Origin of the sequence: Bradyrhizobium sp. BR 1433, from assembly GCF_051547665.1 — a bacterium.
GTDB classification, from domain to species: Bacteria; Pseudomonadota; Alphaproteobacteria; order Rhizobiales; family Xanthobacteraceae; genus Bradyrhizobium; species Bradyrhizobium australafricanum.
The window spans coordinates 2,573,252-2,596,286 of the sequence record NZ_JBPUGG010000001.1 but is presented as its reverse complement, the minus strand read 5'-3'; the positions used below and the strand labels follow the sequence as shown (position 1 = coordinate 2,596,286).

16 protein-coding genes and 3 pseudogenes are annotated in these 23,035 nt (G+C 64.4%); 7 read left to right on the top strand and 12 right to left on the bottom strand.

The genetic code is table 11. The features are described 5' to 3' along the window. Positions 1-217: 217 nt before the first annotated feature. Both ACSKB9_RS13025 and ACSKB9_RS13020 read right to left on the bottom strand, forming a co-directional pair. Complete coding sequence (locus ACSKB9_RS13025) at positions 218-664, bottom strand: DsrE family protein (RefSeq protein ID WP_316393642.1); 447 nt, start codon at positions 662-664, stop codon at positions 218-220. A gap of 54 nt (positions 665-718) precedes the next feature. After that, the gene (locus tag ACSKB9_RS13020) at positions 719-1,336 is read right to left on the bottom strand and encodes a hypothetical protein (protein ID WP_438073567.1); all 618 of its coding nucleotides are present in this window, start codon (positions 1,334-1,336) and stop codon (positions 719-721) included. Positions 1,337-1,847: 511 nt separating this feature from the next. On the opposite strand from ACSKB9_RS13020, the gene ACSKB9_RS13015 reads away from it, so the two are divergent. The 4 genes from ACSKB9_RS13015 to ACSKB9_RS13000 all read left to right on the top strand — a co-directional run bounded on the left by ACSKB9_RS13015 (position 1,848) and on the right by ACSKB9_RS13000 (position 8,152). Continuing rightward, the gene (locus tag ACSKB9_RS13015) at positions 1,848-3,776 is read left to right on the top strand and encodes a PrkA family serine protein kinase (RefSeq protein ID WP_438073565.1); all 1,929 of its coding nucleotides are present in this window, start codon (positions 1,848-1,850) and stop codon (positions 3,774-3,776) included. 108 nt (positions 3,777-3,884) lie between these two features. Then, a complete protein-coding gene (locus ACSKB9_RS13010) occupies positions 3,885-5,153 on the top strand; it encodes a YeaH/YhbH family protein (RefSeq protein WP_076823957.1) in 1,269 nt (422 codons plus the stop codon). 4 nt (positions 5,154-5,157) lie between these two features. Continuing rightward, positions 5,158-6,702: a SpoVR family protein gene (locus ACSKB9_RS13005; protein ID WP_057014891.1), complete on the top strand. Its 1,545-nt coding sequence runs from the start codon at positions 5,158-5,160 to the stop codon at positions 6,700-6,702. Positions 6,703-6,961: 259 nt separating this feature from the next. Continuing rightward, positions 6,962-8,152 (top strand): ABC transporter substrate-binding protein, encoded by a 1,191-nt coding sequence (locus ACSKB9_RS13000; protein ID WP_438073563.1) that lies wholly within the window; start codon positions 6,962-6,964, stop codon positions 8,150-8,152. 83 nt (positions 8,153-8,235) lie between these two features. Here the strand turns inward: ACSKB9_RS13000 and ACSKB9_RS12995 are convergent, their stop codons facing one another. The 4 genes and pseudogenes from ACSKB9_RS12995 to ACSKB9_RS12980 all read right to left on the bottom strand — a co-directional run bounded on the left by ACSKB9_RS12995 (position 8,236) and on the right by ACSKB9_RS12980 (position 13,864). Continuing rightward, a complete protein-coding gene (locus ACSKB9_RS12995; RefSeq protein WP_438073562.1) occupies positions 8,236-9,291 on the bottom strand; it encodes a 2-oxoacid:ferredoxin oxidoreductase subunit beta in 1,056 nt (351 codons plus the stop codon). Then, entirely contained in the window at positions 9,288-11,135 is a 1,848-nt protein-coding gene (locus ACSKB9_RS12990; RefSeq protein ID WP_176937027.1) for a 2-oxoacid:acceptor oxidoreductase subunit alpha, read from the bottom strand. Before ACSKB9_RS12990 ends, ACSKB9_RS12995 begins: the two co-directional genes overlap by 4 nt. Then, positions 11,105-12,903, bottom strand: a pseudogene (locus ACSKB9_RS12985) (FAD-dependent oxidoreductase). Before ACSKB9_RS12985 ends, ACSKB9_RS12990 begins: the two are co-directional and overlap by 31 nt. Before the next feature lie 289 nt (positions 12,904-13,192). Further along, entirely contained in the window at positions 13,193-13,864 is a 672-nt protein-coding gene (locus tag ACSKB9_RS12980) for a DUF4286 family protein (protein ID WP_057014895.1), read from the bottom strand. Positions 13,865-14,048: 184 nt separating this feature from the next. Between ACSKB9_RS12980 and ACSKB9_RS12975 the strand changes: the two genes are divergently transcribed. Next, positions 14,049-16,421 (top strand): caspase family protein, encoded by a 2,373-nt coding sequence (locus ACSKB9_RS12975; protein ID WP_438073559.1) that lies wholly within the window; start codon positions 14,049-14,051, stop codon positions 16,419-16,421. 64 nt (positions 16,422-16,485) lie between these two features. Here the strand turns inward: ACSKB9_RS12975 and pip are convergent. The 6 genes and pseudogenes from pip to pqqA form a co-directional block, all read right to left on the bottom strand. After that, a pseudogene (pip, locus tag ACSKB9_RS12970) lies at positions 16,486-17,458 on the bottom strand (prolyl aminopeptidase). A 33-nt stretch (positions 17,459-17,491) separates the two neighbouring features. Further along, positions 17,492-18,691, bottom strand: a pseudogene (gene pqqE, locus ACSKB9_RS12965) (pyrroloquinoline quinone biosynthesis protein PqqE); the annotation flags it as partial. Then, the gene (gene pqqD / locus ACSKB9_RS12960) at positions 18,688-18,996 is read right to left on the bottom strand and encodes a pyrroloquinoline quinone biosynthesis peptide chaperone PqqD (protein WP_438073557.1); all 309 of its coding nucleotides are present in this window, start codon (positions 18,994-18,996) and stop codon (positions 18,688-18,690) included. The pseudogene pqqE and the gene pqqD, both read right to left, overlap by 4 nt. A gap of 66 nt (positions 18,997-19,062) precedes the next feature. After that, positions 19,063-19,818 carry a pyrroloquinoline-quinone synthase PqqC gene (gene pqqC, locus ACSKB9_RS12955; protein WP_438080183.1) on the bottom strand — a complete coding sequence of 252 codons (756 nt, stop codon included), beginning with the start codon at positions 19,816-19,818 and terminating at the stop codon, positions 19,063-19,065. A 20-nt stretch (positions 19,819-19,838) separates the two neighbouring features. Further along, positions 19,839-20,768: a pyrroloquinoline quinone biosynthesis protein PqqB gene (gene pqqB, locus ACSKB9_RS12950; RefSeq protein ID WP_438073555.1), complete on the bottom strand. Its 930-nt coding sequence runs from the start codon at positions 20,766-20,768 to the stop codon at positions 19,839-19,841. Between the two features lie 159 nt (positions 20,769-20,927). Continuing rightward, positions 20,928-21,008 carry a pyrroloquinoline quinone precursor peptide PqqA gene (gene pqqA, locus ACSKB9_RS12945; protein WP_035635412.1) on the bottom strand — a complete coding sequence of 27 codons (81 nt, stop codon included), beginning with the start codon at positions 21,006-21,008 and terminating at the stop codon, positions 20,928-20,930. Between the two features lie 326 nt (positions 21,009-21,334). On the opposite strand from pqqA, the gene ACSKB9_RS12940 reads away from it, so the two are divergent. Both ACSKB9_RS12940 and ACSKB9_RS12935 read left to right on the top strand, forming a co-directional pair. Continuing rightward, on the top strand, positions 21,335-21,592 hold the full coding sequence (locus ACSKB9_RS12940; RefSeq protein ID WP_028332662.1) for a DUF6894 family protein: 258 nt from the start codon (positions 21,335-21,337) through the stop codon (positions 21,590-21,592). Between the two features lie 161 nt (positions 21,593-21,753). After that, the gene (locus tag ACSKB9_RS12935; RefSeq protein WP_438073553.1) at positions 21,754-23,025 is read left to right on the top strand and encodes a PQQ-dependent sugar dehydrogenase; all 1,272 of its coding nucleotides are present in this window, start codon (positions 21,754-21,756) and stop codon (positions 23,023-23,025) included. Positions 23,026-23,035 lie beyond the last annotated feature (10 nt).

The window sequence follows — 23,035 nt, the reverse complement described above, 5'->3', positions numbered from 1 at the left end:
GGGTGCCTGTTCTCGTTCGATCGAGGGTCGATTTTTGGGTTCCCGGGCAGCTTTCGGGGGCGGAGGGGGATTGTCAACATGGCGGGAGCCCCGGGCGGAATATCAGCATTTCCAAGGGATAACGCCATTCACAACAGTTCGATCCGCTCGGACGCAGGTGCGAGCAGACCCCCATCTCAGCACATTTTTATGACGTGTTGCGGCGCAGGACCGCGCGTCAGGGGCGCAGGTAGAGGTAACCTTGGGATTGCAGCTCGGCGAGGCGGACCACCCCGCCGCGCTCGGCGGCAACGAAGCCGGGGAGCAAGTCGGCGAGGCCGATGTTCTGCGATTTCATGGTGTTGCCGCAGGCGGCGAACTCGATCCCATCCTTGGTGAACCGCGCGACATGTTTTGACAGCTCGGGATTGGCGGCTGCTGCATGAAACGCCTTCAGCGCCCGGCCGTGCACCACCAGCGCAATCGTCACATTGCCGGGGCCGCCGACGCCGTCGAGATGGTTCTGGATGTTGCCGATCACGAAATTGACCTTGTCGAGGTCATCGAGGTGATAGACCACCTTCAGCTTTTGCGGCGGTGCTTCGGTGGCGGCGCCGGCCTGGGACGCTGCCAAGACGGCGCCGATCGCTGAAAGCGTGCCCCAGAGGATGCTGCGTCGGCGCATGGCGTCTCTCGCGCAATTATTGTTGATCCAGTGTTGTCCCTTTGGGCAAACCTATCATTTGTGGCGGAGCGCAGCGAGTTCCTTGCGGTCGGTCACAAGTTCGGCGCATTCGCCCAAGTCCGCGCGATCGACGCGAAAGATCTTGTCGTCGGCGCCGGCGAACAGCGCTTCGCCCGCATCGTCGTCGGGCTTGTTGCGATTCCACACCATGATGCGGCCAAGGCGCGCAATCGCGGATTTATTGCCCTTGGACAACGCCACGGTGATACCGCCGCCCTCGCAATCCACGCCGCATTCGAAGCGTATTTCGTGGCCGGATTCGGCCGCGATGGCATGATTGCAGTAGCCGCTGGAGTTGAAATTGCCAGGGCGGTGGCGGTACGCGACGCCGAGCCGGAATGAATAGTTGGTGGCCTTGTCCTCCGGAGCGTCTTCCGCTGACACCAGCAGCTTCATCGCGCTGACCTTCTGCTTCGGATGCTGCGCCAGATGATTTGCATCGTAGCGCCGCACGAAGCAGGCATAGGCTTTCGCGCCGGGCGGGCCCGCGAACATCCTGTTGTCGAAGGCGGCCGCCGCGGCCTTGTCGACGCCTTCCTGCGCCTGAACGGCTAACGGCGCGCCGGTCCAGGCGGCGGCTGCGAGTGCGACAACAAGGAGCGCCTGCTTCATGACCGGCTCGGGAATAGCCAGCGCCTCCAAGGTGTCATCTTTAAAGCGCGGCAATGGTGCCGCGCGGAACTGCGCGGGCTCGTTGCCTTAGTCGCGGCGACAAGGAGGCACGTTCAACCGCGGCTGAACGTTTGTTCATGAGAGTTTGTGACGCGTGCATCTTGACGCCACGGCTGAACGGTCACACTTTTTCAGGGAAGCCCAACGTCCATCGCCGGACGGGAAGTTGCCCGCTCGGATGTCCGCTTCGGAGGCCTGGGCCCCGGTAAACCACGGATGTGGCGAGGGGGTTACAGCCACCAAAAACAAGGGGATATTGATGAACCATTAAGCTTCCTGCCTGTTGATAAGGCAGAGGCTGCACGCGCCGTGCATTGCCGAACTGAGTCGGTCGAGTGTCCAATGGACTCAGCGTGCCGACGCTGATTCGATCCTAGGACGCTCTTGTTACGACTCGTGTCAGTCGTGCGGCGATACATATCGTGGAGAGAGGGATCATGTACAACGATTTTTGTTCAACGCCTTCGCAAGGTCGTTTGAAGCGCGAAGCCAGACCGACATGTCGATGGCCGAGTATTTGGAGTCGTGTCGAAGTGATCCGATGCGATATGCAAATGCGGCCGAGCGGTTATTGGCGGCAATCGGTGAGCCCCAGATGATCGACACGGCCAAGGACCCACGCCTTGGCCGTATCTTTTTGAACCGTACGATCAGGTCGTATCCGGCCTTCGCCGGCTTCTACGGAATGGAGGACACGATCGAGCGCCTCGTCGGCTTCTTCCGTCACGCCGCGCAGGGCCTCGAAGAGCGCAAGCAGATCCTCTATCTGCTCGGGCCGGTCGGCGGCGGCAAGTCATCGCTCGCCGAGCGCATCAAGGCGCTGATGGAGATTCATCCGATCTACGTGCTGAAGGCGGGCGACGAACTGTCGCCGGTGTTCGAGAGCCCGCTTGGGCTGTTTGATCCCGAGACGCTTGGCCCGATGATCGAGGAGAAGTACGGCATTCCGCGCCGCCGGCTGAGCGGGCTGATGTCGCCCTGGGCCTACAAGCGGCTCGAAGCCTTCGGTGGCGACATCTCGCAATTCCGCGTCGCGCGCATCCAGCCTTCAAGGCTGCGCCAGATCGCGGTTGCCAAGACCGAGCCCGGTGACGAGAACAACCAGGACATCTCCTCGCTGGTCGGCAAGGTCGACATCCGCAAGCTCGAGACCTACGCCCAGAACGATCCCGACGCCTACAGCTATTCCGGCGGCCTCAACCGCGCCAACCAGGGCGTGCTCGAGTTCGTCGAAATGTTCAAGGCACCGATCAAGATGCTGCACCCGCTGCTGACCGCGACGCAGGAGGGTAACTACATCGGCACCGAGAACATCGGCGCGATTCCGTTCACCGGCATCATCCTCGCGCACTCCAACGAGGCGGAGTGGCAGAGCTTCAAGACCAACAAGAACAACGAGGCCTTCATCGACCGCATCTGCGTCATCAAGGTCCCGTACGTCCTGCGGGTCACCGAGGAGCAGAAGATCTACGAGAAGCTGATCCAGGGCTCCGAGCTTGCCGCAGCACCTTGCGCTCCGGCGACGCTGGAGACGATGGCGCGCTTCTCGGTGATGTCGCGGCTGCGCAAGCACGAGAACTCGACGCTGTTTGGCAAGATGCGGGTCTATGACGGCGAGAGCCTCAAGGAATCCGATCCGAAGGCGCGCAGCGTTCAGGAGTACAAGGACGCGGCCGGCGTCGACGAGGGCATGGACGGCGTCTCCACCCGCTTTGCCTTCAAGGTGCTCGCCTCGACCTTCAACCATGACACCACCGAAGTCGGCGCCGATGCGGTGCACCTGATGTATGTGCTGGAGCAGGCGATCCGCCGCGAGCAGCTGCCTGATGAGACCGAGAAGCGCTATCTCGAATTCATCAAGGCCGACCTGGCGCCGCGGTATGCCGAGTTCATCGGCAACGAGATCCAGAAGGCCTATCTGGAATCCTACGCCGACTACGGCCAGAACCTGTTCGACCGCTATGTCGACTACGCCGACGCCTGGATCGAGGATCAGGACTTCAAGGATCCCGACACCGGCCAGCTGATGAACCGCGAGCTCCTGAACCAGGAGCTGACCAAGATCGAGAAGCCGGCCGGCATCGCCAACCCGAAGGACTTCCGCAACGAGGTCGTCAAGTTCTCGCTGCGCTCGCGGGCCCATAACGGCGGCAAGAACCCGAGCTGGACCTCCTACGAAAAGGTTCGCGACGTGATCGAGAAGCGGATATTCTCGCAGGTCGAGGATCTGCTTCCGGTCATCTCGTTCGGCTCCAAGAAGGACGGCGAGACCGAGAAGAAGCACGGCGAGTTCGTCGAGCGGATGGTGGAGCGCGGCTATACCGAGCGCCAGGTCCGCCGGCTCGTCGAGTGGTACATGCGGGTGAAGCAGGCCGGCTAATGCGCGATCGGGAAAGCCGGCACCGGCTTTCCGTTTCGTCTCGTCCTGTCCAATAAAATGCGATGCGACTGTCATGATCGCATCCGGTGAGGCAGATGCAACGTGGTCATGCATATCGTCGATCGGCGGTTGAATCCGGGTAGCAAGAGCCTGGAGAACCGCCAGCGCTTCCTGCGGCGCGCCAAGGCGCTGGTGCAGGGGGCCGTCAAGAAGTCGTCACAGGACCGGGACATCAAGGATGTCCTGGAAGGCGGCGAAGTGACAATCCCGCTGGACGGCATGGATGAGCCGCGGTTCCGGCGCGAGGGCGGCACGCGTGACATGGTGCTGCCCGGCAACAAGAAGTTCGTCGAGGGCGACTGGCTGCAGCGCCCGAACCAAAGCGGCGCCAAGGGCTCCGGCGCAGGCGAGGGCGACAGCGAGGACGCCTTCCGCTTCGTGCTCAGCCGCGACGAATTCGTCGATCTCTTCCTCGACGATCTCGAACTGCCCGATCTTGCCAAGCGCAAGCTCGCGGAAACCGAAAGCGAAGGCATTCAGCGCGCCGGCTATGCGACCTCCGGCTCGCCCGCCAACATCTCGATCAGCCGCACGGTGAGCCGGGCGCTGGCGCGGCGCGTGGCACTGCGCCGGCCGCGCAAGGACGACATCGAGGCGCTCGAGGCGGAGCTTGCGGAATGCGATGACGATGCGCGGCGCCGCGAGCTGCTGGCGCTGCTCGAAGCGCTGAAGGCCAAGGCCAAGCGGATTCCCTTTATTGATCCGATCGACATCCGCTACCGCCGCTTCGAGACGGTGCCGAAGCCGGTGGCGCAGGCCGTGATGTTCTGCCTGATGGACGTATCGGGCTCGATGTCCGAGCACATGAAGGATCTGGCGAAGCGGTTCTATATGCTGCTCTACGTGTTCCTGAAGCGGCGCTACAAGCACGTCGAGATCGTGTTCATCCGCCACACCGACCGCGCCGAGGAGGTCGACGAGGACACCTTCTTCCATGGCCCGGCTTCCGGCGGCACGCTGGTGTCGAGCGCGCTGGTCGCGATGAACGACATCGTCCGCACCCGCTTCCGTCCGGCCGACTGGAACATCTACGCCGCCCAGGCCTCGGACGGCGACAACATGACCTCGGACAGCGCGCTGACCGGTCACCTCCTGACCGACAAGATCCTGCCGGTCTGCCAGTTCTTCGCCTATCTCGAGGTCGGCGAAGCCGCCAACTACACTTTCGACATGCCGGACTCCTCGCTCTGGACGCTCTATGAGCGTCTGCGCAACGAGGGCGCGCCGCTGTCGATGCGCAAGGTGAGCGAGCGCGGCGAGATCTTCCCGGTGTTCCAGGACCTGTTCAAGCGCCGCAGCAAGCAGGAAAGGGTGTAGCGTGATGGGTTCTTCCGGGGAACGGCTGTTCGAGGGCGCCGATTGGGATTTCCAGACCTTGCAGCGGGTCCACGACGCCTGCGAGAAAATCGCGCGCACCGAGCTCGGGCTCGACGTCTATCCCAACCAGATCGAGGTGATCACCGCCGAGCAGATGCTCGACGCCTATTCCTCGGTCGGCATGCCGCTGTTCTACAAGCACTGGTCATTCGGCAAGCAATTCGCGTTCCAGGAAGCGTCCTATCGCAAGGGCCTGATGGGCCTCGCCTATGAGATCGTGATCAATTCCTCACCGTGCATCTCCTATCTGATGGAGGAGAACACGGCGACGATGCAGACGCTGGTGATCGCGCACGCGGCGTTCGGGCACAATCACTTCTTCAAGAACAACTATCTGTTCAAGCAGTGGACCGACGCCGACGGCATTCTCGACTATCTGGAATTCGCCAAGGGCTACATCGCGGTCTGCGAGGACCGCCATGGCCGCGAGACGGTGGAGCGGACGCTCGATGCCGCGCATGCGCTGATGTCGCATGGCGTCGACCGCTATCCCGGAAAGAAGACGCTCGATTTGCGTGCCGAGGAGAAGCGTGCCGGCGAGCGCCGGCAGCACGAGGAAAGCGTGTTCAACGATTTGTGGCGGACGGTGCCGAACACCAAGGCCAAGAGCAAGGCTACGCTCACGGCCGAGCGCCGCCGCGCGCTGCTCGGCTTGCCGCAGGAGAACATCCTCTATTTCCTCGAGAAGACCGCTCCGCGCCTTGCACCCTGGCAGCGCGAACTGATCCGCATCGTCCGCCACATCGCGCAGTATTTCTACCCGCAGGGCCAGACCAAGGTGATGAACGAGGGCACCGCGACCTACGTCCACTACCGCATCATGAGCCGGCTGCATCAGCAGGGCCGGCTCACCGACGGCAATTTCCTCGAATTCCTGCAGTCGCACACCAATGTGGTGTTCCAGCCCGAATTCGACGACCGCCGCTATTCCGGCTTCAATCCCTACGCGCTCGGCTTCGCCATGATGCAGGACATCGAGCGGATCGTGAAAAATCCGGAGGACGAGGACCGCGAGTGGTTCCCCGACATCGCCGGCAAGGGCGACGTCGAGGGCGTGCTGCGCGAGATCTGGAGCAACTACCGCGACGAGAGCTTCATCAACCAGTTCCTCAGCCCGGCGCTGATCCGGCGCTTCCGCATGTTCCATTTGCACGACGACCCCGCGGAAAGCCAGGGGATCAAGGTCGACGCGATCCACGACGAGCGCGGCTACCGCCGGGTCCGCCGCGAGCTGGCACGGCAATACGACGTCGGCTTCGTCGACGCCAATATCGAGGTCGTGGATGTCGATCTCGACGGCGATCGCCGCCTGATGCTGCGCCACACCACCGTGAAGGGCGCGCAACTCAACGAGACCGACGCGCGGCGCGTGCTGCAGCACCTCGCCGATCTGTGGTCCTACGACGTCGCGCTGACCGAAATCGACGGCACCGACAAGGTGCTGAAGGAATACGTCGTCAGCCCGCGCGCGGCTGCGGTCGCGGCCTGAGGATCACGCTCTCGCTGACATGAGCGCGGCGCACACCGCCGCGCGGAATGCGAAGTCTTGCTCGGTGAACCTTCATGTCTATCGAAGGCTCACATCATGAACATCCCGGCAACATTCCGACTTTGAAAGCGCATGGCGTTCTATGCGCGAGCGCGATTGCCGGCATGCGGAAATCTCGCGAGACGTTCTTGGTGATTGCCTGCGCGGACGCGATGGATAATGTGCGCCGCGTCAAGAAAACCAAGAAAAGGATATGCTCTTGTCAACTCGCTCCCGCCTGGCGGGCTTTCTCGCCTTCACCGCGCTCACGGCCTCGTTGATCTCGCCGTCCGTGGCAGCCGATACCGCGATCAAAATAGGAAACACCGCGCCCTATAGCGGCCCGGCGTCGGCCTACGGCACGATCGCGCGTGCCGAAGCCGCATATTTCCAGATGCTCAACGATCAGGGCGGCATCAACGGCCGCAAGATCGACTTCGAGAGCCTCGACGACGCCTATTCGCCGTCGAAGACCGTCGAGCAGACCCGCAAGCTCGTCGAGCAGGACGAGGTGCTCGCGGTCTTCAGCGCGGTCGGCACCGCGCCGAACATCTCGGTGCAGAAGTACCTCAACATCAAGCGCGTGCCGCAGCTGTTCGTGTCCTCCGGCGCGACGCGCTGGAACGATCCAAAGCAATTCCCGTGGACGGTCGGTTTCAATCCGACCTACGAGCTCGAAGGCCGGCTCTATGCAAAATACGTCCTGAAGACCAAGCCGGATGCGAAGATCGCCGTCATCACGCCCAACGAGGACGCCGGCAAGGACTATCTGAGGGGTTTCAAGGACGGGCTCGGCGAGCATGTCGGCCAGATCGTCGCCGAGACCACGTATCTTACGACCGATCCCACCATCGATTCCCAGATGGTGACGATGCGCGAGTCCGGCGCGGACGTCTTCTTCGCGGAGGCGACGCCGAAATTCGCGGCCCAGGCGCTGCGCAAGGCGGCGAGCATGGGCTGGAAGCCGCTGACCATCCTGCCGACCGTCTCGAACTCGGTCTCCGCGGTGCTTGAACCGGCCGGCCTCGAGAACGTCATCGGCGTCGTGACCGGCCTCTATCTGAAGGATCCGACCGATCCGCGCTGGACCGACGATCCCGCGCAGAAGGAGTTTGCGGACTGGATGAAGAAGTACCAGCCGAATGCGAGCCCGGGCGACCTCTTCAACGTGCAGGGCTACACGGTGGCGCAGGTCATGACGGCGGTGCTGAAGAACTGCAACGGCGACTACAGCCGTGCCAACATCATCAAGCAGGCGACCAATCTGAAGGCGCTCGAGCTGCCGATGCTGTTGCCCGGCATCAAGGTGCAGACCGAGCCCGACAATGTGACGCCGATCCGGCAAATCCAGATGGCGCGGTTCGACGGCAAGTCCTGGGCGCTGTTCGGCGACGTCTTGAGCGACAAGTAGCCGTCACCAACTCCGCTGTCGTCCCTGCCCAGTGCGCAATTGCGCACGGGAGCAGGGACGACACCGGAGTGTGCTGCCACTGCTCAGCGCAGGCTGGCGTTGATCTTGTCCAGCACGGCCGAGCCCGGGCACAGCGCTTGTTCGTCGAGCGTGTTGAGCGGCGCCTCGACGGTGTCGAGATGGGTGTGCAGATCCTCGGCATCCGGATCGACATAGAGCAGGCCGGTGACGATCTGGCCCTTGGCCGCGTGCTTCTGCAGGAAGGTCATGGCGCCCAGGCGATCATGCGGATCGTAGTCGGCGTCGAGCTTGCGCAGTGCGAGCCTGGAGCCGTCATGCTGCTCGACCACCTGCACGGTGCCCGGCGCATAGTCGACGCTGATGGGATCGCGGCCGACCAGCACGTCGAGGCGGTTCACCGCGTCATTGTGCTCGCGGACATAGTCAAAACTCTTGGTCGAGCCGGCGTGGTTGTTGAAGGCGATGCAGGGGCTGATCACGTCGATGAAGGACGCTCCCTTGTGGCGGATCGCGGCGGCAATCAAGGGAACCAATTGCGTCTTGTCGCCGGAGAAGCTGCGCGCCACGAAGGTGGCCCCGAGCTGCAGCGCGATCGCGACCAGGTCGATCGCATTGTCGGTATTGACGACACCCTTCTTGGACTTCGAGCCGCGGTCGGCGGTGGCCGAGAACTGGCCCTTGGTCAGGCCATACACGCCGTTGTTCTCGACGATATAGGTCATGTTGACGGCGCGCCGGATCGAATGCGCGAACTGGCCGAAGCCGATCGAGGCGGAATCGCCGTCGCCGGAGACGCCGAGATAGATCAGGTCGCGGTTGGCGAGGTTGGCGCCGGTCAGCACCGACGGCATGCGGCCGTGCACCGAGTTGAAGCCGTGCGAATTGCCGAGGAAATAGTCCGGCGTCTTCGACGAGCAGCCGATGCCGGAAATCTTCGCGACCCGGTGCGGCTCGATCGAGAGCTCGTAGCAGGCCTCGATGATCGAGGCGGTGATCGAATCGTGGCCGCAGCCGGCGCACAGCGTCGAGATCTTCCCCTCGTAGTCGCGGTGGGTATAGCCCAGCTCGTTCTTCTTCAGGCCGGGATGATGAAACTTCGGCTTTGCAATGTAGGTCATGTCACGGCCTTGCGGAGAGGGGTCACCTTGAGATGATCCTGGTGGTCGCCGATCGCGCCCGCGATGAAGCGCGCGGTGATCGGTGTGCCGTCATAGTGCAGGATCGGCACCAGCCTGACGGGGTCGATGCCGTTCTCGTTGACGATCAGCTGGCGAAGCTGGGCGTCGCGGTTCTGTTCGACCACGTAGACGAAGTCGTGGTCGGCGATGAAGCTCGCGACGCTGGAGTGGAACGGGAAGGCGCGGATGCGCATGCGGTCGAGCTGATGGCCGCGCGCCTCCAGGATCCCGATCGCCTCGTCCATCGCGGGCGAGGTCGAGCCGAAATAGATCACGCCGTATTTGGTGGGCTTGGCCGCATTGGCCTGCAGCGGCCGCGGCACCATGTCCTGCGCGGTCTCGAACTTGCGCACCAGGCGCTGCATGTTGTCGGCGTAGACCGCGCCTTCCTCGGAATAGCGCGCGTAGCGGTCGCGCGAGGTGCCGCGGGTGAAGTAGGAACCCTTGGTCGGATGCGTGCCGGGATAGGTGCGATAGGGGATGCCGTCGCCGTCGACGTCGAGATAGCGGCCGAAGTCGCGGCCTTCCTCGAGCATCTCCGCGGTCATCACCTTGCCGCGGTCATATTGCTTGGCGTCGTCCCATTTCAGCGGCCGGCACAGCCGGTGGTTCATGCCGATGTCGAGATCGAGCATCAGGAAGATCGTGGTCTGCAGCCGTTCGGCGAGGTCAAAGGCGGCCGCGGCGAACTCGAACGCCTCCGCCGGATCTTCAGGGAACAGCAGCACGTGCTTGGTATCGCCGTGCGAGGCATAGGCGCAGGCGATCACGTCGCATTGCTGGGTACGGGTCGGCATGCCCGTCGAGGGGCCGGCGCGCTGGATGTTCATGATCACGGCCGGGATCTCGGCGAAATAGGACAGGCCGATGAACTCGGTCATCAGCGAGATGCCCGGACCCGAGGTCGCGGTGAAGGCCCGTGCGCCGTTCCAGGAGGCGCCGATCACGATGCCGATCGAGGCGAGTTCGTCCTCGCCCTGCACGATCGCGTATTTCGCCTTGCCGGTCTCGGGATCGTGGCGGTACTTCTTGCAGTGGCTGGTGAAGGCTTCCGCCACCGACGATGACGGCGTGATCGGATACCACGCGCACACGGTGGCACCGCCATAGACGGCGCCGAGCGCGGCCGCGCTGTTGCCTTCGACGAAGATGCGGTCGCCGACCTTGTCGGACTTCTTCACCCGCAGCCCGACCGGGCATTTCAGGTTCTGCAGCGCCCAGTCGCGGCCGAGATGCAGCGCATGGACGTTCGAGGAGAGCAGCTTCTCCTTGCCCTTGTACTGCTCGCCGATCAGCTGCTCGACCAGCTTGGGATCGAGGTCGAGCAGGGCGCAGAGCGCGCCGAGATAGATGATGTTCTTGAACAGCTGGCGCTGCCTGGGATCGGTGTAGGTCGAGTTGGTGATCGCGGTCAGCGGCACGCCGATGACGGTGATGTCCTCGCGGAATTTCGACGACGGCATCGGCTTGGTCGAATCGTAGAACAGATAGCCGCCGGGCTCGATCGAGGCGACGTCCTTGTCCCAGGTCTGCGGGTTCATCGCCACCATCAAGTCGACGCCGCCGCGGGCGCCGAGATGGCCGTCCTCGGTGACGCGCACCTCATACCAGGTCGGCAAGCCCTGGATGTTGGACGGGAAGATGTTGCGTGGCGAGACCGGCACGCCGTGGCGCAGAATCGAGCGCGCGAACAGTTCGTTGGCGGAAGCCGAGCCCGAACCGTTGACGTTGGCGAAGCGGACGACGAAGTCGTTTACGCTGCTGATCGGGCTTTGGACTGACATGTTGATCCCGCTTGAACCATATCGATGAGGTACTTCTGCATGTCCCAGGCGCCGGTCGGGCAGCGCTCGGCACACAGCCCGCAATGCAGGCAGACGTCTTCGTCCTTCACCATGACGCGGCCGGTCTTGAGGTCGCCGGAGACGTAGAGCGCCTGGTCGTGATGCGGCGAGGGCGCTTTCAGCCGCTGCCGCAAATCATCCTCCTCACCGTTCTCGGTGAAGCTGATGCAGTCCATCGGACAGATGTCGACGCAGGCGTCGCATTCGATGCAGAGCGGCGCGGAAAACACCGTCTGCACGTCGCAATTCAGGCAGCGCTGCGCCTCGCCGAGCGCGAGCTTGAGGTCGTAACCGAGCTCGACCTCGGCGCGGATGTCCTTCAGCGCGACCACCTTGTCGCGATGCGGCACCTTGAAGCGCTTGTCGGCGGAGATGTCGTTGTCGTAGCTCCACTCGTGGATGCCCATCTTCTGCGAGGAGACGTGCACCTCGGGCAGCGGGCGCTCGTTGATGTCCTCGCCGGACAGCATGCGGTGGATGGAGAGCGCGGCGTCGTGGCCATGCGCCACCGCCCAGATGATGTTCTTCGGCCCGAACGCCGCATCGCCGCCGAAGAACACCTTCGGATTGGTCGAGACGAACGTCTTGGGATCGACCTTCGGCATGTGCCACTTGTCGAATTCGATGCCGCAATCGGCTTCGATCCAGGGAACGCGTTCTCCTGGCCGACCGCAACGAGCACATCGTCGCAGGGCACGGTCTCGTCAGGCTCGCCCGAGGGCACCAGATTGCGGCGGCCCGTGGCGTCGTACTCCGCCTTCACCTTCTGGAAGGTGACGCCGATCAGCTTGCCGGCCACATGCTCGAACGCCACCGGCACCATGTAGTTCAGGATCGGGATGTCCTCGTGAAGCGCGTCTTCCTTCTCCCACGGCGAGGCCTTCATTTCCTCGAATCCGGAGCGGACGATCACCTTGACGCTTTCGCCGCCAAGGCGGCGCGCGGTGCGGCAGCAATCCATCGCGGTGTTGCCGCCGCCGAGCACGATGACGCGGCGGCCGATCTTGTCGACGTGACCGAACGACACGTTGGCCAGCCACTCGATGCCGATATGGATGTTGGCGGCGCCCTCCTTGCGGCCGGGGATGTCGAGCTCGCGGCCGCGCGGCGCGCCGCTGCCGACGAAGATCGCATCATAATTCTCGGCGAGCAGCTGCTTCAGGCTGTCGACGCGCTGACCACCCCTGAACTCGACACCGAGGTTCAGGATGTAGTCGGTCTCCTCGTCGATCACGCTGTCGGGCAGGCGGAATTTCGGAATCTGGCTGCGCATCATGCCGCCGGCCTTGGGATCGCCGTCGAACACGGTGCAGTGATAGCCGAGCGGCGCGAGATCGCGCGCCACGGTGAGCGAGGCAGGGCCGCCGCCGACCAGCGCGATGCGCTTGCCGTTCTTCGGCCCGGGCCTCGGCAGGCGATGCTTGATGTCGTCCTTGAAGTCGGCGGCAACGCGCTTCAGGCGGCAGATCGCGACCGGATTGTCCTCGACCCGGCCGCGGCGGCATGCCGGCTCGCATGGACGGTCGCAGGTGCGCCCGAGAATGCCGGGGAACACGTTGGACTTCCAATTGATCATGTAGGCGTCGCTGTAACGCCCCTCAGCAATCAACCGGATGTACTCGGGAACAGGGGTGTGTGCGGGACAGGCCCATTGGCAATCGACTACTTTGTGGAAGTAATCAGGCGCCGAGATATCAGTCGGTTTCATTCCTACCTTTGACCCGCGCGAAAATGCCAGACCCGCGCGGCCTTATCGTTGACGACGAACGCTCACGTGGCGTTGTTCTGGTTTTTGAATTGGATCATAGGCTTATCTTATTAGAGCCGTTCCAGAGAAGGCAAAGGCTAAATTGTCCGATCATCAGCTTTCGCGCGGCTGATGCGCGTGTAGCGTTAATCTCGATTGCGTTATGTGGCGGTGCAGCATGATCTGCACCGCCGCATTTGCTTGAGAAGATGTTTTTCGGGAAAGCGCTTCGCACGCTTCCGGATCAGGCTTACTCGCGCGGAAGGTCGCTCTTCGCGATATCCCACAACAGCCTGTAGGCGCCGCTGGTGACCACGAGCGGCTTCAAGGCTGCATTGCCGGTGATGCCTGCGGCCGCTGCGGGGATCGCGCCGACGTCGGTGGCGTCGATCAGCACGAACCAGTCGCCGGCGCCAGGATCGGGTTTCTCCGCATCCGGCGTGAGCGGTTTCGACAGGTCAGGGTCGTTCTCCAGGAGGTGCATCGAGATGATGCCGTCGCGCGAGGCTGGATCGAGTTGCTCCCGCAATGCAGCGCGGAGTTTGTCCGCGCCTTCGGCGGGCGGGCGCAGGCGGATGATGCCGAGCGCTGCACCTCTGCCGACGCCGCGGCTGATCGTGATGCGCGCGACCCCGCGGATCATGTTCTGAAAGCGCGCGATATTGGCCTTCGACCAGTCGGTCTGGTTGGCGAGCGCCTTGCGATAGGCCGGGCTCTCGAGCACATCGAAGGTCGCGGTCGAGTAGAGGCTGAGATATTTCGGCTTGCCGTCATGGGCGACGTAGCGGCGGGCTTCCAGGAAGCCGTCGATGGCGACCCGTTCCTCGAGATGCTCACGGTCGTACCAGCGATTGAATTCAGCTTCGTGCAAGCTGTCGATATCCATCGAGGTCAGCAGCATGCCTTGTCCGGCGATTGGCATCGAGTGCTCCTTTTTTGCCTGTTTTATCTGCGCAATATCGCCTGATCGCGCGGACCAGGGAAGCCGGTTCCCGTCACCACAGACCAAGGATTGCCACAATTGCTGCAATGCTGTTCAGCACCGGTTCACAGAGGTAGCATTTCATTCGTTACGCCAACTCTCGAGAAGAAAAGGGACGACCACCATGGCACGCATTCTGTGGGCATTGATCGTCGGTCTGGTGTCGCTCGCCTCGCTTCCCGTGCATGCGCAGGATCAGGAAAAGCGTCTCGCACTTGTCGTCGGCAACGGCGCCTATGAGGCCGGCGCGTTGCAGACCGCCGCGAACGACGCCGGTCTGATCGCGCAGACCTTGCAGGCCGCCGGCTTCGACGTGATCGGCGCACGCGATCTCGACGGCGAGACGCTGCGCAAATCGTTCCGCGATTTCATCCAGAAGGTGCAGGAGGCGGGGCCCAATGCCGTCGCCTTCGTCTATCTCGCCGGTTACGGCGTGCAGCTCACCGGCGAGAACTATTTCGTGCCGGTCGATGCCAAGATTGCCCGCGACACCGACGTGCCGGTCGAGGCGATCCGCATCTCCGACTACAGCCACCAACTCTCGGCGCTGCCGATCAAGGCCGGCGTGATCGTGCTCGATGCGGCGCGCAGCAATCCCTTCGCCAAGGAAGGCCAGCCGCTGGCCGGCGGTCTTGCGCTGGTCGATCCCGATCCGAAGATGCTGATCGCCTTCAACTCGGCGCCCGGCACCGTTGCTCCTGACGGTGCGCCGCCCTACGGGCCTTACGCGCAAGCACTGGCGGAAATGATCCGCACCGGCGGCCTGACTCTGCCCGAGGTGTTCGACCGCGTCCGCCTGCGGGTCAACGAGATGACCAAGGGCGCCGAGATCCCGTGGGATGCGCACAAGGTCGACGCGCCCTTCATGTTCTTCGAGCGCAAGCCGGACGCGCCGCCGCAGCAGGTCGATGCCGGGCTGCGCACCAAGCCGATCCGCCATTTCTCGGCGCAGGATGCCTACGCCGCGGCGCTGGAGCGCGACACGCTGCAGGGCTACGAGGATTACCTGCAGGCCTATCCGAACGATCCGCTGGCCAAGCGCGTGCGCGCGATCGTGGCGGCGCGGCGCGAGGCGATCACCTGGCGGCGCACCTACAACGCCGACTCGACTGATGCGTATTGGTCGTATCTGCGGCGCTATCCGCGCGGGCCGCATGCCTACGACTGCCGGCGCCGGCTCGCCTATCTGTCGGCCGCGCTGGAGCCGCCGGCGCAGTTCACGGTGCTCGACTACGACGTGCCGCCGCCGCCGCCCGACGAGATCGACTATGTCGACCGCCCGGTGCTGTATTACAGCGATCCGGTGTTCGCCTTCGCGCCGCCACCGCCGCCGCCGGTGTTCTTCCTGCCGCCGCCGCCGCCGGACTTCGTCGTGCTGCCGCCACCGCCGCCGCCGATCGGCCTGTACGTGCTGCCGACGCCGATGTTCGTGGCGATGCCGGCCTATGTCGCCGCACCGGCCTATGTCGTGCCGCCGCAGAACAACATCGTGTTCAACAACATCCACAACACCACGGTCATCAACACGGTCATCAACAATCCCAACCCGACGCCGGCGCAGCTCCATGCGGCCGGGGTGACGGCGGCGATGGGCGGCGCGCCGGTGACGGCGGCACCGCGACTGCCGGCCGCGGCGATGCAGCGCGCCAATCTGCCGGGCGCTCCGCAAGGCGCGACGCCCGCGCAGGGCGCGGCGATGGGAGCTCCGCGCGCCGCACCGAACGCTGCCGCGGCGCCGAACGCTGCTGCCACTCCGAATGCTGCCGCCGCTCCGAATGCGATGGGCGCGCCGGGCACGCCGGGTGCGCATACCCTGCCGGGCGCGAAAAATGGACCGCCGCTGCCGCAGTCGGCGACCGCACCGGCCAATGCCATGCAGCATGGCGCTGTGCCGCCGGGAGCCGCACAACCCGGCGCCGCGCAACCTGGCGCAAAGCCGAATGCGGTGGTGCCGGGCAAGCCGGCGACTGCCATGGCGCCTGCCAATGCGCAGCCTGCTCCTCCGGCCAAGCCCGGTGCCGCGCCGGCGACAAACGCGCCCGCCTCACCCGCGGCCGCCGGCAAGCCAGGTGCGCAACCGCTTCCGCATGCGGCGACCGCTCCGACCGCAAACGTCAAGCCCTCGGCGGCGCCGTCGCCGGCGAACCGCGCGATGTCGACACGGCCGACCCCGGCCGCGCCCCCGGCAGCCGCGCGCGCGGCAGTGTCGCCGGCGCCGGTCTCCCGGCCCGCGCCGGCGCATGCGGCAGCTCCGCCAGTCCGTGCCGTAGCTCCGCCAGTGCGGGCTGCTGCTCCGCCGCCGCGGCCGGTTGCTCCGCCACCTCGTGCTGCGGCTTTGCCGCCGCGTCCGGCACCGGCTCCGCGCGCCGCGCCGCCGCCACGGCCGGCGATGCAGGTGCAACACGCAGCGCCGCCACCGCGGATGGCGGCGCCGCCAAGGCCCGCGGCCGCGCCACGGGCAGCGCCGGCATGCCCTCCCGGCAAGTGCAAACATTGAGGGAAGCAAGGGAGCCGGTCGAACTCTTCACCGGCTCCTGATGTCGAGGGTGTTCCGCGGCGGTCTAGCGCTTGGCCGCGAGGTCGGCGATCGCCTTCATCACGGCGTTGCGGATGCCGGGATCGTAGAGGATATGGCCGGCGCCATCGATGATGCGGACCTCGCTGCCCGGCCAGCGCGCGGCGAGCGCGTGCGATGTTGCGGGCGGGCACAACAGATCGTAACGGCCCTGCACCAGGATGCCGGGAATGCCGGCGAGCCTGCCGGCCTCGTCCATCAATTGACGCGGCCGCATGAAGCAATCGTTGGCGAAGTAGTGCGCCTCCATGAACGGCGTCGAGGGCAGGGCGCCTGAGGCCTTGAGATCGAGCCGCGTCTGCTTCGGCGTGTGCTCCGACAACGCGCGTTCGGTGTCGTGCCAGGCGCGCGCGGTCGGCGCATGCACGGCGGCGTCGGGATCGAGGATGCGGCGATAATCAGGCCGCAAGCGGTGCTGCGCGCTCGCTCTCGGGCAGGAAGTTGAGGAAGTCCTCGTGGAGGGCGGGATAGAAGCGCGGCAGGGCGCGCAGGAAAACGTCGTCCAGCTCCTCGGCTGTGCCGAGAAACGTCGCGCGCAGTGCGAGCCCGCTGACCCGCTCGGGATGGGCCTGCGCATAGGCCAGCGCCAGCGTCGCGCCCCAGGAGCCGCCGACCACCATCCAGCGCGCGAAGCCGAACCGCTCGCGGATCTTCTCCATGTCCGCGATCAGGTGCTGCGTCGTGTTGTTGTCGCGGCTGCCCTTCGGCCGGCTGCGGCCGCAGCCGCGCTGGTCGAACAGCACGGCGTGAAAGCGCTCGGGATCGAACAGCCGGCGATGATCGGGCTGGCAGCCGCTACCGGGGCCGCCATGCAGATAGACCGCGGGAATGCCACCCTCGCGCCCGACGCTCTCGACATGGAGATCGTGGCCATCGCCGACGTCGAGCCATTCCGACGTCAGCGGCGCAAAGGGATCGGCACGCCTCGCGGCCTTGCCGACGTCGGCGTCAGGCGCCATTGCGCTTGTCCTGGATTCGTTCCGGGGGGCGTCCGTCTCCAACGTGCCGCCGGCGAAGTTACGATACAGGAAGCGGTTCTGCGTGCCGGCGGATTCCTGCTCGGCCTGCTTGAAGATCTCCTCGTGTCGCGGCGACAGCGCGCAGGCCGGGTCCGTGTTGCCGGCATCGCCGGTCAGCGCAAAGGCCTGGCAGCGGCAGCCGCCGTAATCGACCTCGCGGAATTCGCAAGACTTGCACGGCTCCGGCATCCAGCCGGTGCCGCGATAGCGGTTGAAGGCCTCCGAGTTCTGCCAGATCCAGGCGATCGAATGGTTCGAGCGCACCGATTCGAATTCGAGCCCGGTGATGCTCTCGGCGGCGTGGCACGGCAGCACCTTGCCGGCCGGCGAGATGTTGAAGAACTGGCGGCCCCAGCCGCCCATGCATTTCTTCGGCCGCAGCGCGTAGTAATCCGGCACCACATAGTCGATCGCGAGCGTGCCCTTCAGGCGCATTTGGGCTTCCTCGACGATGCGGCTGGTCTCCTCGATCTGCTCGATCGTCGGCATCAGCGCCGCACGGTTCTTCAGCGCCCAGCCGTAATACTGCACGTTGGCGACCTCGAGCCGGTCGGCGTCGAGGTCGACCGCCATCTGGATGATGTCGGTCAGCTGATGCAGGTTCTGCCGGTGCATCACCGCATTCACCGTGAGCGGCAATTCGAGCTCGCGCGTCCATCTGGCGACCTCGAGCTTCTTCTTGTGCGCGTCCTTCAGCCCTGCCACGCGGTCGGCGACGTTGGGCTCGTTGCCCTGAAAACTGATCTGCACATGGCTGAGGCCGGCGTCGGCCAGCGCCGAAAGCTTGTCCCTGGTCAGCAGCACGGCCGAGGTGATCAGGTTGGAATAGAGCCCGACATCGGTCGCGTGCTGCACCAGCTCGACGATGTCCTTGCGCGCGGTCGGCTCGCCGCCGGAGAAATGGATCTGCAGCACGCCGAGCTCGGCAAGCTCGCTCAGCACCTTCTTCCATTCGTCCGTGGTGAGCTCGGTCGAGCCGCGGTCGAGCTCGACCGGGTTCGAGCAGTAGGGGCATTGCAGCGGGCAGCGGTGGGTGATCTCGAGCAGCACCGCGAGCGGGATGCCGTAGGTCTCGGCCGCCGAACGGCGGCTCTCCAGCACGGCGAGCCCATCACTTGGGGCTGCGCTCGGGCCCGGCGCTGTCGTCTTGGTGTCGGCGAGCGTGTCACTCATGCTGTGCTCTCGCGCGCTTCGGTGAGAAAACCCTTGTCGGCCAGATCCTGCAGCATCGCGATCACGTCGGTCGCGATCGCCTCGCGTGGGGCGGCGTATTTTTCGGCGAGCTGGTCCACCATCTCGGCGACACTGCGCATGCCGTCACACAGCTGCAGCACCTCGACCGCGATCTCATCCGGCGCCAGCACGCGCTCCGGCGCCAGGATCACCCAGACCTGCCGCGTATCGTCGAATTTCAGCTTGGTATGGCGCGGCAGTTTCGGCCGGCTGGTCTCGCTGACGCTGATGTTGCGGCTGGCCATGATCTAAGTCTCTTTGTCTGAGCATGATCTTTCGGAAAACCGGTTTCCACTTTTCCGGATCATGCTCTAACCTGTCTTCGGCACGAAGGCGCCGGGCGGAATCTGGCCGTCGACATACGCATGATACAGCGCGTCGAGCTGCACCCACAGCACGTTCGTCTTGAAGATCAGCGCGTTGCAGACCGCTTCGCGCTCCGCCGGCGTCCTGGCATGCTGCTTGACATAATCAAGCGCGAAGCCGGCGTCGCGCGGCGCCTGGGCGAGGCGGCGGCTGAAATAGCTCATGATGTCGGGGTTGACGAAGTCGTAGTGCTTCAGCATCCCCGAGATGCGCTCCTCGTGCAGGTTCGGCGCGAACAATTCGGTGAGCGAGGAGGCGATCGCCTCCAGCGGGGTGCGGTCGCGGCAGAAATGCACATAGGCTTCGACGGCAAAGCGCGTCGCCGGCAGGATGCCTTCGGTGGACTCCACGTAAGCCGTGTCGAGGCCGAGGCCTTCGGTCAGCTTCAGCCAGCGCTCGATGCCGCCTTCATTGCCGAGATCGCCGTCATGATCCTCGATGCGGTGACGCCATTCGATCCTTGTGTTGCGGTCGCGGAAGCGCGAGATCACCATCGCGTCCTTCAGCGGGATCGTGCTCTGGTAGTAATAGCGGTTCAGCGCCCAGGCCTGGACCTGGCCCTTGTTGAGCTTGCCGCCGTGCAGCAGGCGGTGGAACGGGTGCAGGCTGTGATACCGCGTGGCACCGATCGTGCGCAGCGTCGCCTCCATCTCCTCGGCAGTGTCGAGCGTGATGCCCCTGCCGATCGAGAGCGCGGTCATTCCGGTGGTAGGCACGACATTCACAGCACGATCTCCGTTCCGTCGGAGGGAATTTGCCAGCCCGCCTGTTCGGCCGCCTTGCGTTCGGCCGAGGTCCCAAGCAGCGCCGGGTTGGAGTTGTTGATATGCAAAAACACTTTTCGTCCGATGTCGAGCCCGGCGAGGCTGGCGATCGCACCCTGATCGCCCGACATCGCGATATGGCCCATGCCCTGGCCGGTCTTGTTGCCAAGGCCCGCCGCGATCAGTTCGTCGTCGCGCCACACCGTGCCGTCGAAAAACACCAGCGGGGCGCCCTTGAGCCGGGATTTCAGGTCGTCAGTCACCCGTGCGCAGGCGGCCAGAAAATAGAAATATTTGCTGCTGCGCCTGTCCGCAATACGCAGGCCGAGCGTATCGCCGACGCCGTCGGCGCCCGCCGGATGCGCCTTGCCCTCGAGATACCACGCGCCCTTGCCGGGAACCTCGAACGGCAGCACCTCGAGCCCGGACGGCGATCCGTCGGGCAGGGCCGGTTCGAAGGCCTGGTCGACCGCGATCGGCCGGCGGTCGACGTTCTTGTCGCTGAGCACGTTGAAGATGCTGTTCGCGCGCAGGATCGCGAGCACCCGCTCATGCGCGTAGATCGTGAACGGCGAGCCCTCACGCATCGACAGCAGCCCGGCGACCGCGTCGATCTCGCCATTGGTGAGGATGACGCCCGCGATCGGGCTATGGCGCAGTGCGCCGTGCTTCGGATGCAGCTGCGGCGTGGCAATCAACTGCTGGCGCAGATCCGGGGAGGCATTGACGAGGAACCAGTGCACGCCATCGCCGCTGACGGCGATCGAGGCTTGCGTACTCTGCAGTTCGGGATGGTTGCTCCGCGCCGTCCTGCAGACGGCACAGCCGCAGTTCCACTGCGGAACGCCGCCACCCGCCGCGGCACCCAGGACGACGACACGAAGCATGATCCGTCCCCTGGAGAAGCTTGGCCTGGAGAAGTTTGTTGGACCCGGAAACGTTACGAGGTGGACTCCGGATTTGAAACACACCCCCTTGCTCGGGAGCGCGTTACGCCCGGATGTCCACCTGCGCTAAAACGCTAAACGTGTAGAGGGCGCTGCCGCTTACTTGCGGGTTGCGCACATATACATGTTGATTTCCATGCCGACCGACACTTCGACGATCTTCGGTGCTTTCCAGGCCATTTGGCTCTCCTTGTTGCAACCGGACGAACTTTCCGCCCTGCAGAGTAAACTACTGTGGTTGGAAAAGTTCGCCAGTTAAATTTTCTGTAAGGTGCCGTCTCGAAGGGCATGCTGCACTGCGGCAAGCAAATCTTACCCACTCACAAATTTGTGCGCGCGTTTCCCGTCAAAAGCCCGTGGCATCAGACCTTTTTCCTGTTGTTCGCCACACGGTGAATGGTGATGTTGGAATAAGTAAACAGCAGCCCCGTGGTCCTCCGAAGGTCCCGGTGACGATCCTGTGCTTCCCCGTGACGGGAGGCGACTAACCGAGCCGAGTTCAGCCGATGCCACGCTATTTCTTCAACACCCGTATCGGCGACGAGCTGATCTCCGATCCCGACGGCGAAATCCTGCGGGACCCGGATCGTGCGTGGGAAATGGCGCGCGCGATGATTCGCGAACTGCTCAAGACCGAGGGCGCCGACGGCGCGCTGCTCAGCGCCGTGATCGAGGTGACCGACGACGAGGGCGAGGTCGTGCTGGAGTTTCCATTCACGGAGGCGATCCTCGATCGCCCGGACCGCTCGATGACAAGGCACTGACGCTGGCTCCGCGCGGCCACAACCATGCGTTGGCCGATGTCCGGCATGCTTCCGATTGCAATTGTCCGGACAAATTCGCAAGACTATGAACGGAAAGCCGAACGGCGCCGGGCGACGTCAATGGCGCAATCAACAACGGCTTCCACCCAGGGGAGATCTTCATGAAAAAACACTCGTTCGCACCGCGCAGCTTGCTGCTCGCGGGGGCCATGCTCGGGGCGTTCACGCTCTCTGCTGCGGCGCAACAGCCGGCCGCGCCGGCGGCAGGTGCCGCCCCTGCCGCCCAGCCGCTGCCGCCGGGCTCGCCCTTGATCGGGCGTCCGGACAACGAGGCCGCCGCCAAGCTCGCGCCGGTGGCGCCGCCGCCGCTGCCGTCCGCACCCGACAAGCTGCCGCTCGCCAAGCTCAAGGTGCCGGCCGGCTTCGATGTCGAGGTCTATGCGGCCGGCATGGCCAATGCGCGCTCGCTGGCGCTCGGCGACAAGGGCACGGTGTTCGTCGGCAGCCGCCTCGTCGACAAGGTCTATGCGATCGTCAACAAGGACGGCAAGCGCTCGGTCAAGGTGATCGCCTCCGGCCTCTATCGTCCGAACGGCGTCGCCTTCAAGGACGGCACGCTCTACATCGCCGAGCTCTCGAAGGTCTCCAAGATCGACAAGATCGAGGACAATCTGGACAACCCGCCGAAGCCCACCGTCATCTACGACAAGCTGCCGAAGGACGAGGCGCATGGCTGGAAGTTCATCGCCGTCGGTCCCGACAACAAGCTTTATGTTCCGGTCGGACAGCCCGGCAACAACGTGCTGCATGACGCCGACCACGGCCAGATCCGCCGCATGAATCTCGATGGCTCCGGCGCCGAGGTCTACGCGCTCGGCGTGCGCAACACGGTCGGCTTCGACTGGAATCCCGAGAACAAGCAGATGTACTTCACCGACAACGGCCGCGACTGGCTGTCGGAGACGGTGCCGGAAGATGAGCTCAACCGCATCACCAAGGCGGGCGAGGATTTCGGCGCGCCGTACTGCTACCAGGGCAACATCATCGACCAGGAGCTCGGCTGGGGCAAGACCTGCAAGGACTACACCGCTCCGGTCGGCCTGATGGGCCCGCATACCGCTTCGCTCGGCATGCGCTTCTACACCGGCAGCATGTTCCCGAAGACCTACAAGAACGTGATCTTCGTCGCGCGTCACGGCTCCTGGAACAAGTCGCAGAAGCAGGGTGGTGACGTGGTCGCCGTCAGGCTGAACAAGGACGGCACCGTGAAGTCGATGGAGCCGTTCCTGACCGGCTTCCTCGAAGACAACAAGTATGTCGGCCGCCCGGTCGACGTGATGCTGCTGAAGGACGGCTCGCTGCTGGTCTCCGACGACTGGAACGGCGCGGTCTATCGCGTCAGCTACGGCAAGCCGAAGGTCGCTAATCAGTAACAATCACGAA

Bases quoted from the DNA above. Each gene is read 5' to 3' on its own strand.
- ACSKB9_RS13025 (WP_316393642.1), bottom strand. From the start codon at position 664: ATGCGCCGACGCAGCATCCTCTGGGGCACGCTTTCAGCGATCGGCGCC.
- ACSKB9_RS12935 (WP_438073553.1), top strand. From the start codon at position 21,754: ATGAAAAAACACTCGTTCGCACCGCGCAGCTTGCTGCTCGCGGGGGCC.
- ACSKB9_RS13005 (WP_057014891.1), top strand. From the start codon at position 5,158: ATGGGTTCTTCCGGGGAACGGCTGTTCGAGGGCGCCGATTGGGATTTC.
- pqqC (WP_438080183.1), bottom strand. From the start codon at position 19,818: ATGACCGCGCTCTCGATCGGCAGGGGCATCACGCTCGACACTGCCGAG.
- ACSKB9_RS12995 (WP_438073562.1), bottom strand. From the start codon at position 9,291: ATGACCTACATTGCAAAGCCGAAGTTTCATCATCCCGGCCTGAAGAAG.
- pqqA (WP_035635412.1), bottom strand. From the start codon at position 21,008: ATGGCCTGGAAAGCACCGAAGATCGTCGAAGTGTCGGTCGGCATGGAA.
- ACSKB9_RS13020 (WP_438073567.1), bottom strand. From the start codon at position 1,336: ATGAAGCAGGCGCTCCTTGTTGTCGCACTCGCAGCCGCCGCCTGGACC.
- ACSKB9_RS13010 (WP_076823957.1), top strand. From the start codon at position 3,885: ATGCATATCGTCGATCGGCGGTTGAATCCGGGTAGCAAGAGCCTGGAG.
- ACSKB9_RS12990 (WP_176937027.1), bottom strand. From the start codon at position 11,135: ATGTCAGTCCAAAGCCCGATCAGCAGCGTAAACGACTTCGTCGTCCGC.
- ACSKB9_RS12980 (WP_057014895.1), bottom strand. From the start codon at position 13,864: ATGCCAATCGCCGGACAAGGCATGCTGCTGACCTCGATGGATATCGAC.
- ACSKB9_RS12975 (WP_438073559.1), top strand. From the start codon at position 14,049: ATGGCACGCATTCTGTGGGCATTGATCGTCGGTCTGGTGTCGCTCGCC.
- pqqD (WP_438073557.1), bottom strand. From the start codon at position 18,996: ATGGCCAGCCGCAACATCAGCGTCAGCGAGACCAGCCGGCCGAAACTG.
- ACSKB9_RS12940 (WP_028332662.1), top strand. From the start codon at position 21,335: ATGCCACGCTATTTCTTCAACACCCGTATCGGCGACGAGCTGATCTCC.
- pqqB (WP_438073555.1), bottom strand. From the start codon at position 20,768: ATGCTTCGTGTCGTCGTCCTGGGTGCCGCGGCGGGTGGCGGCGTTCCG.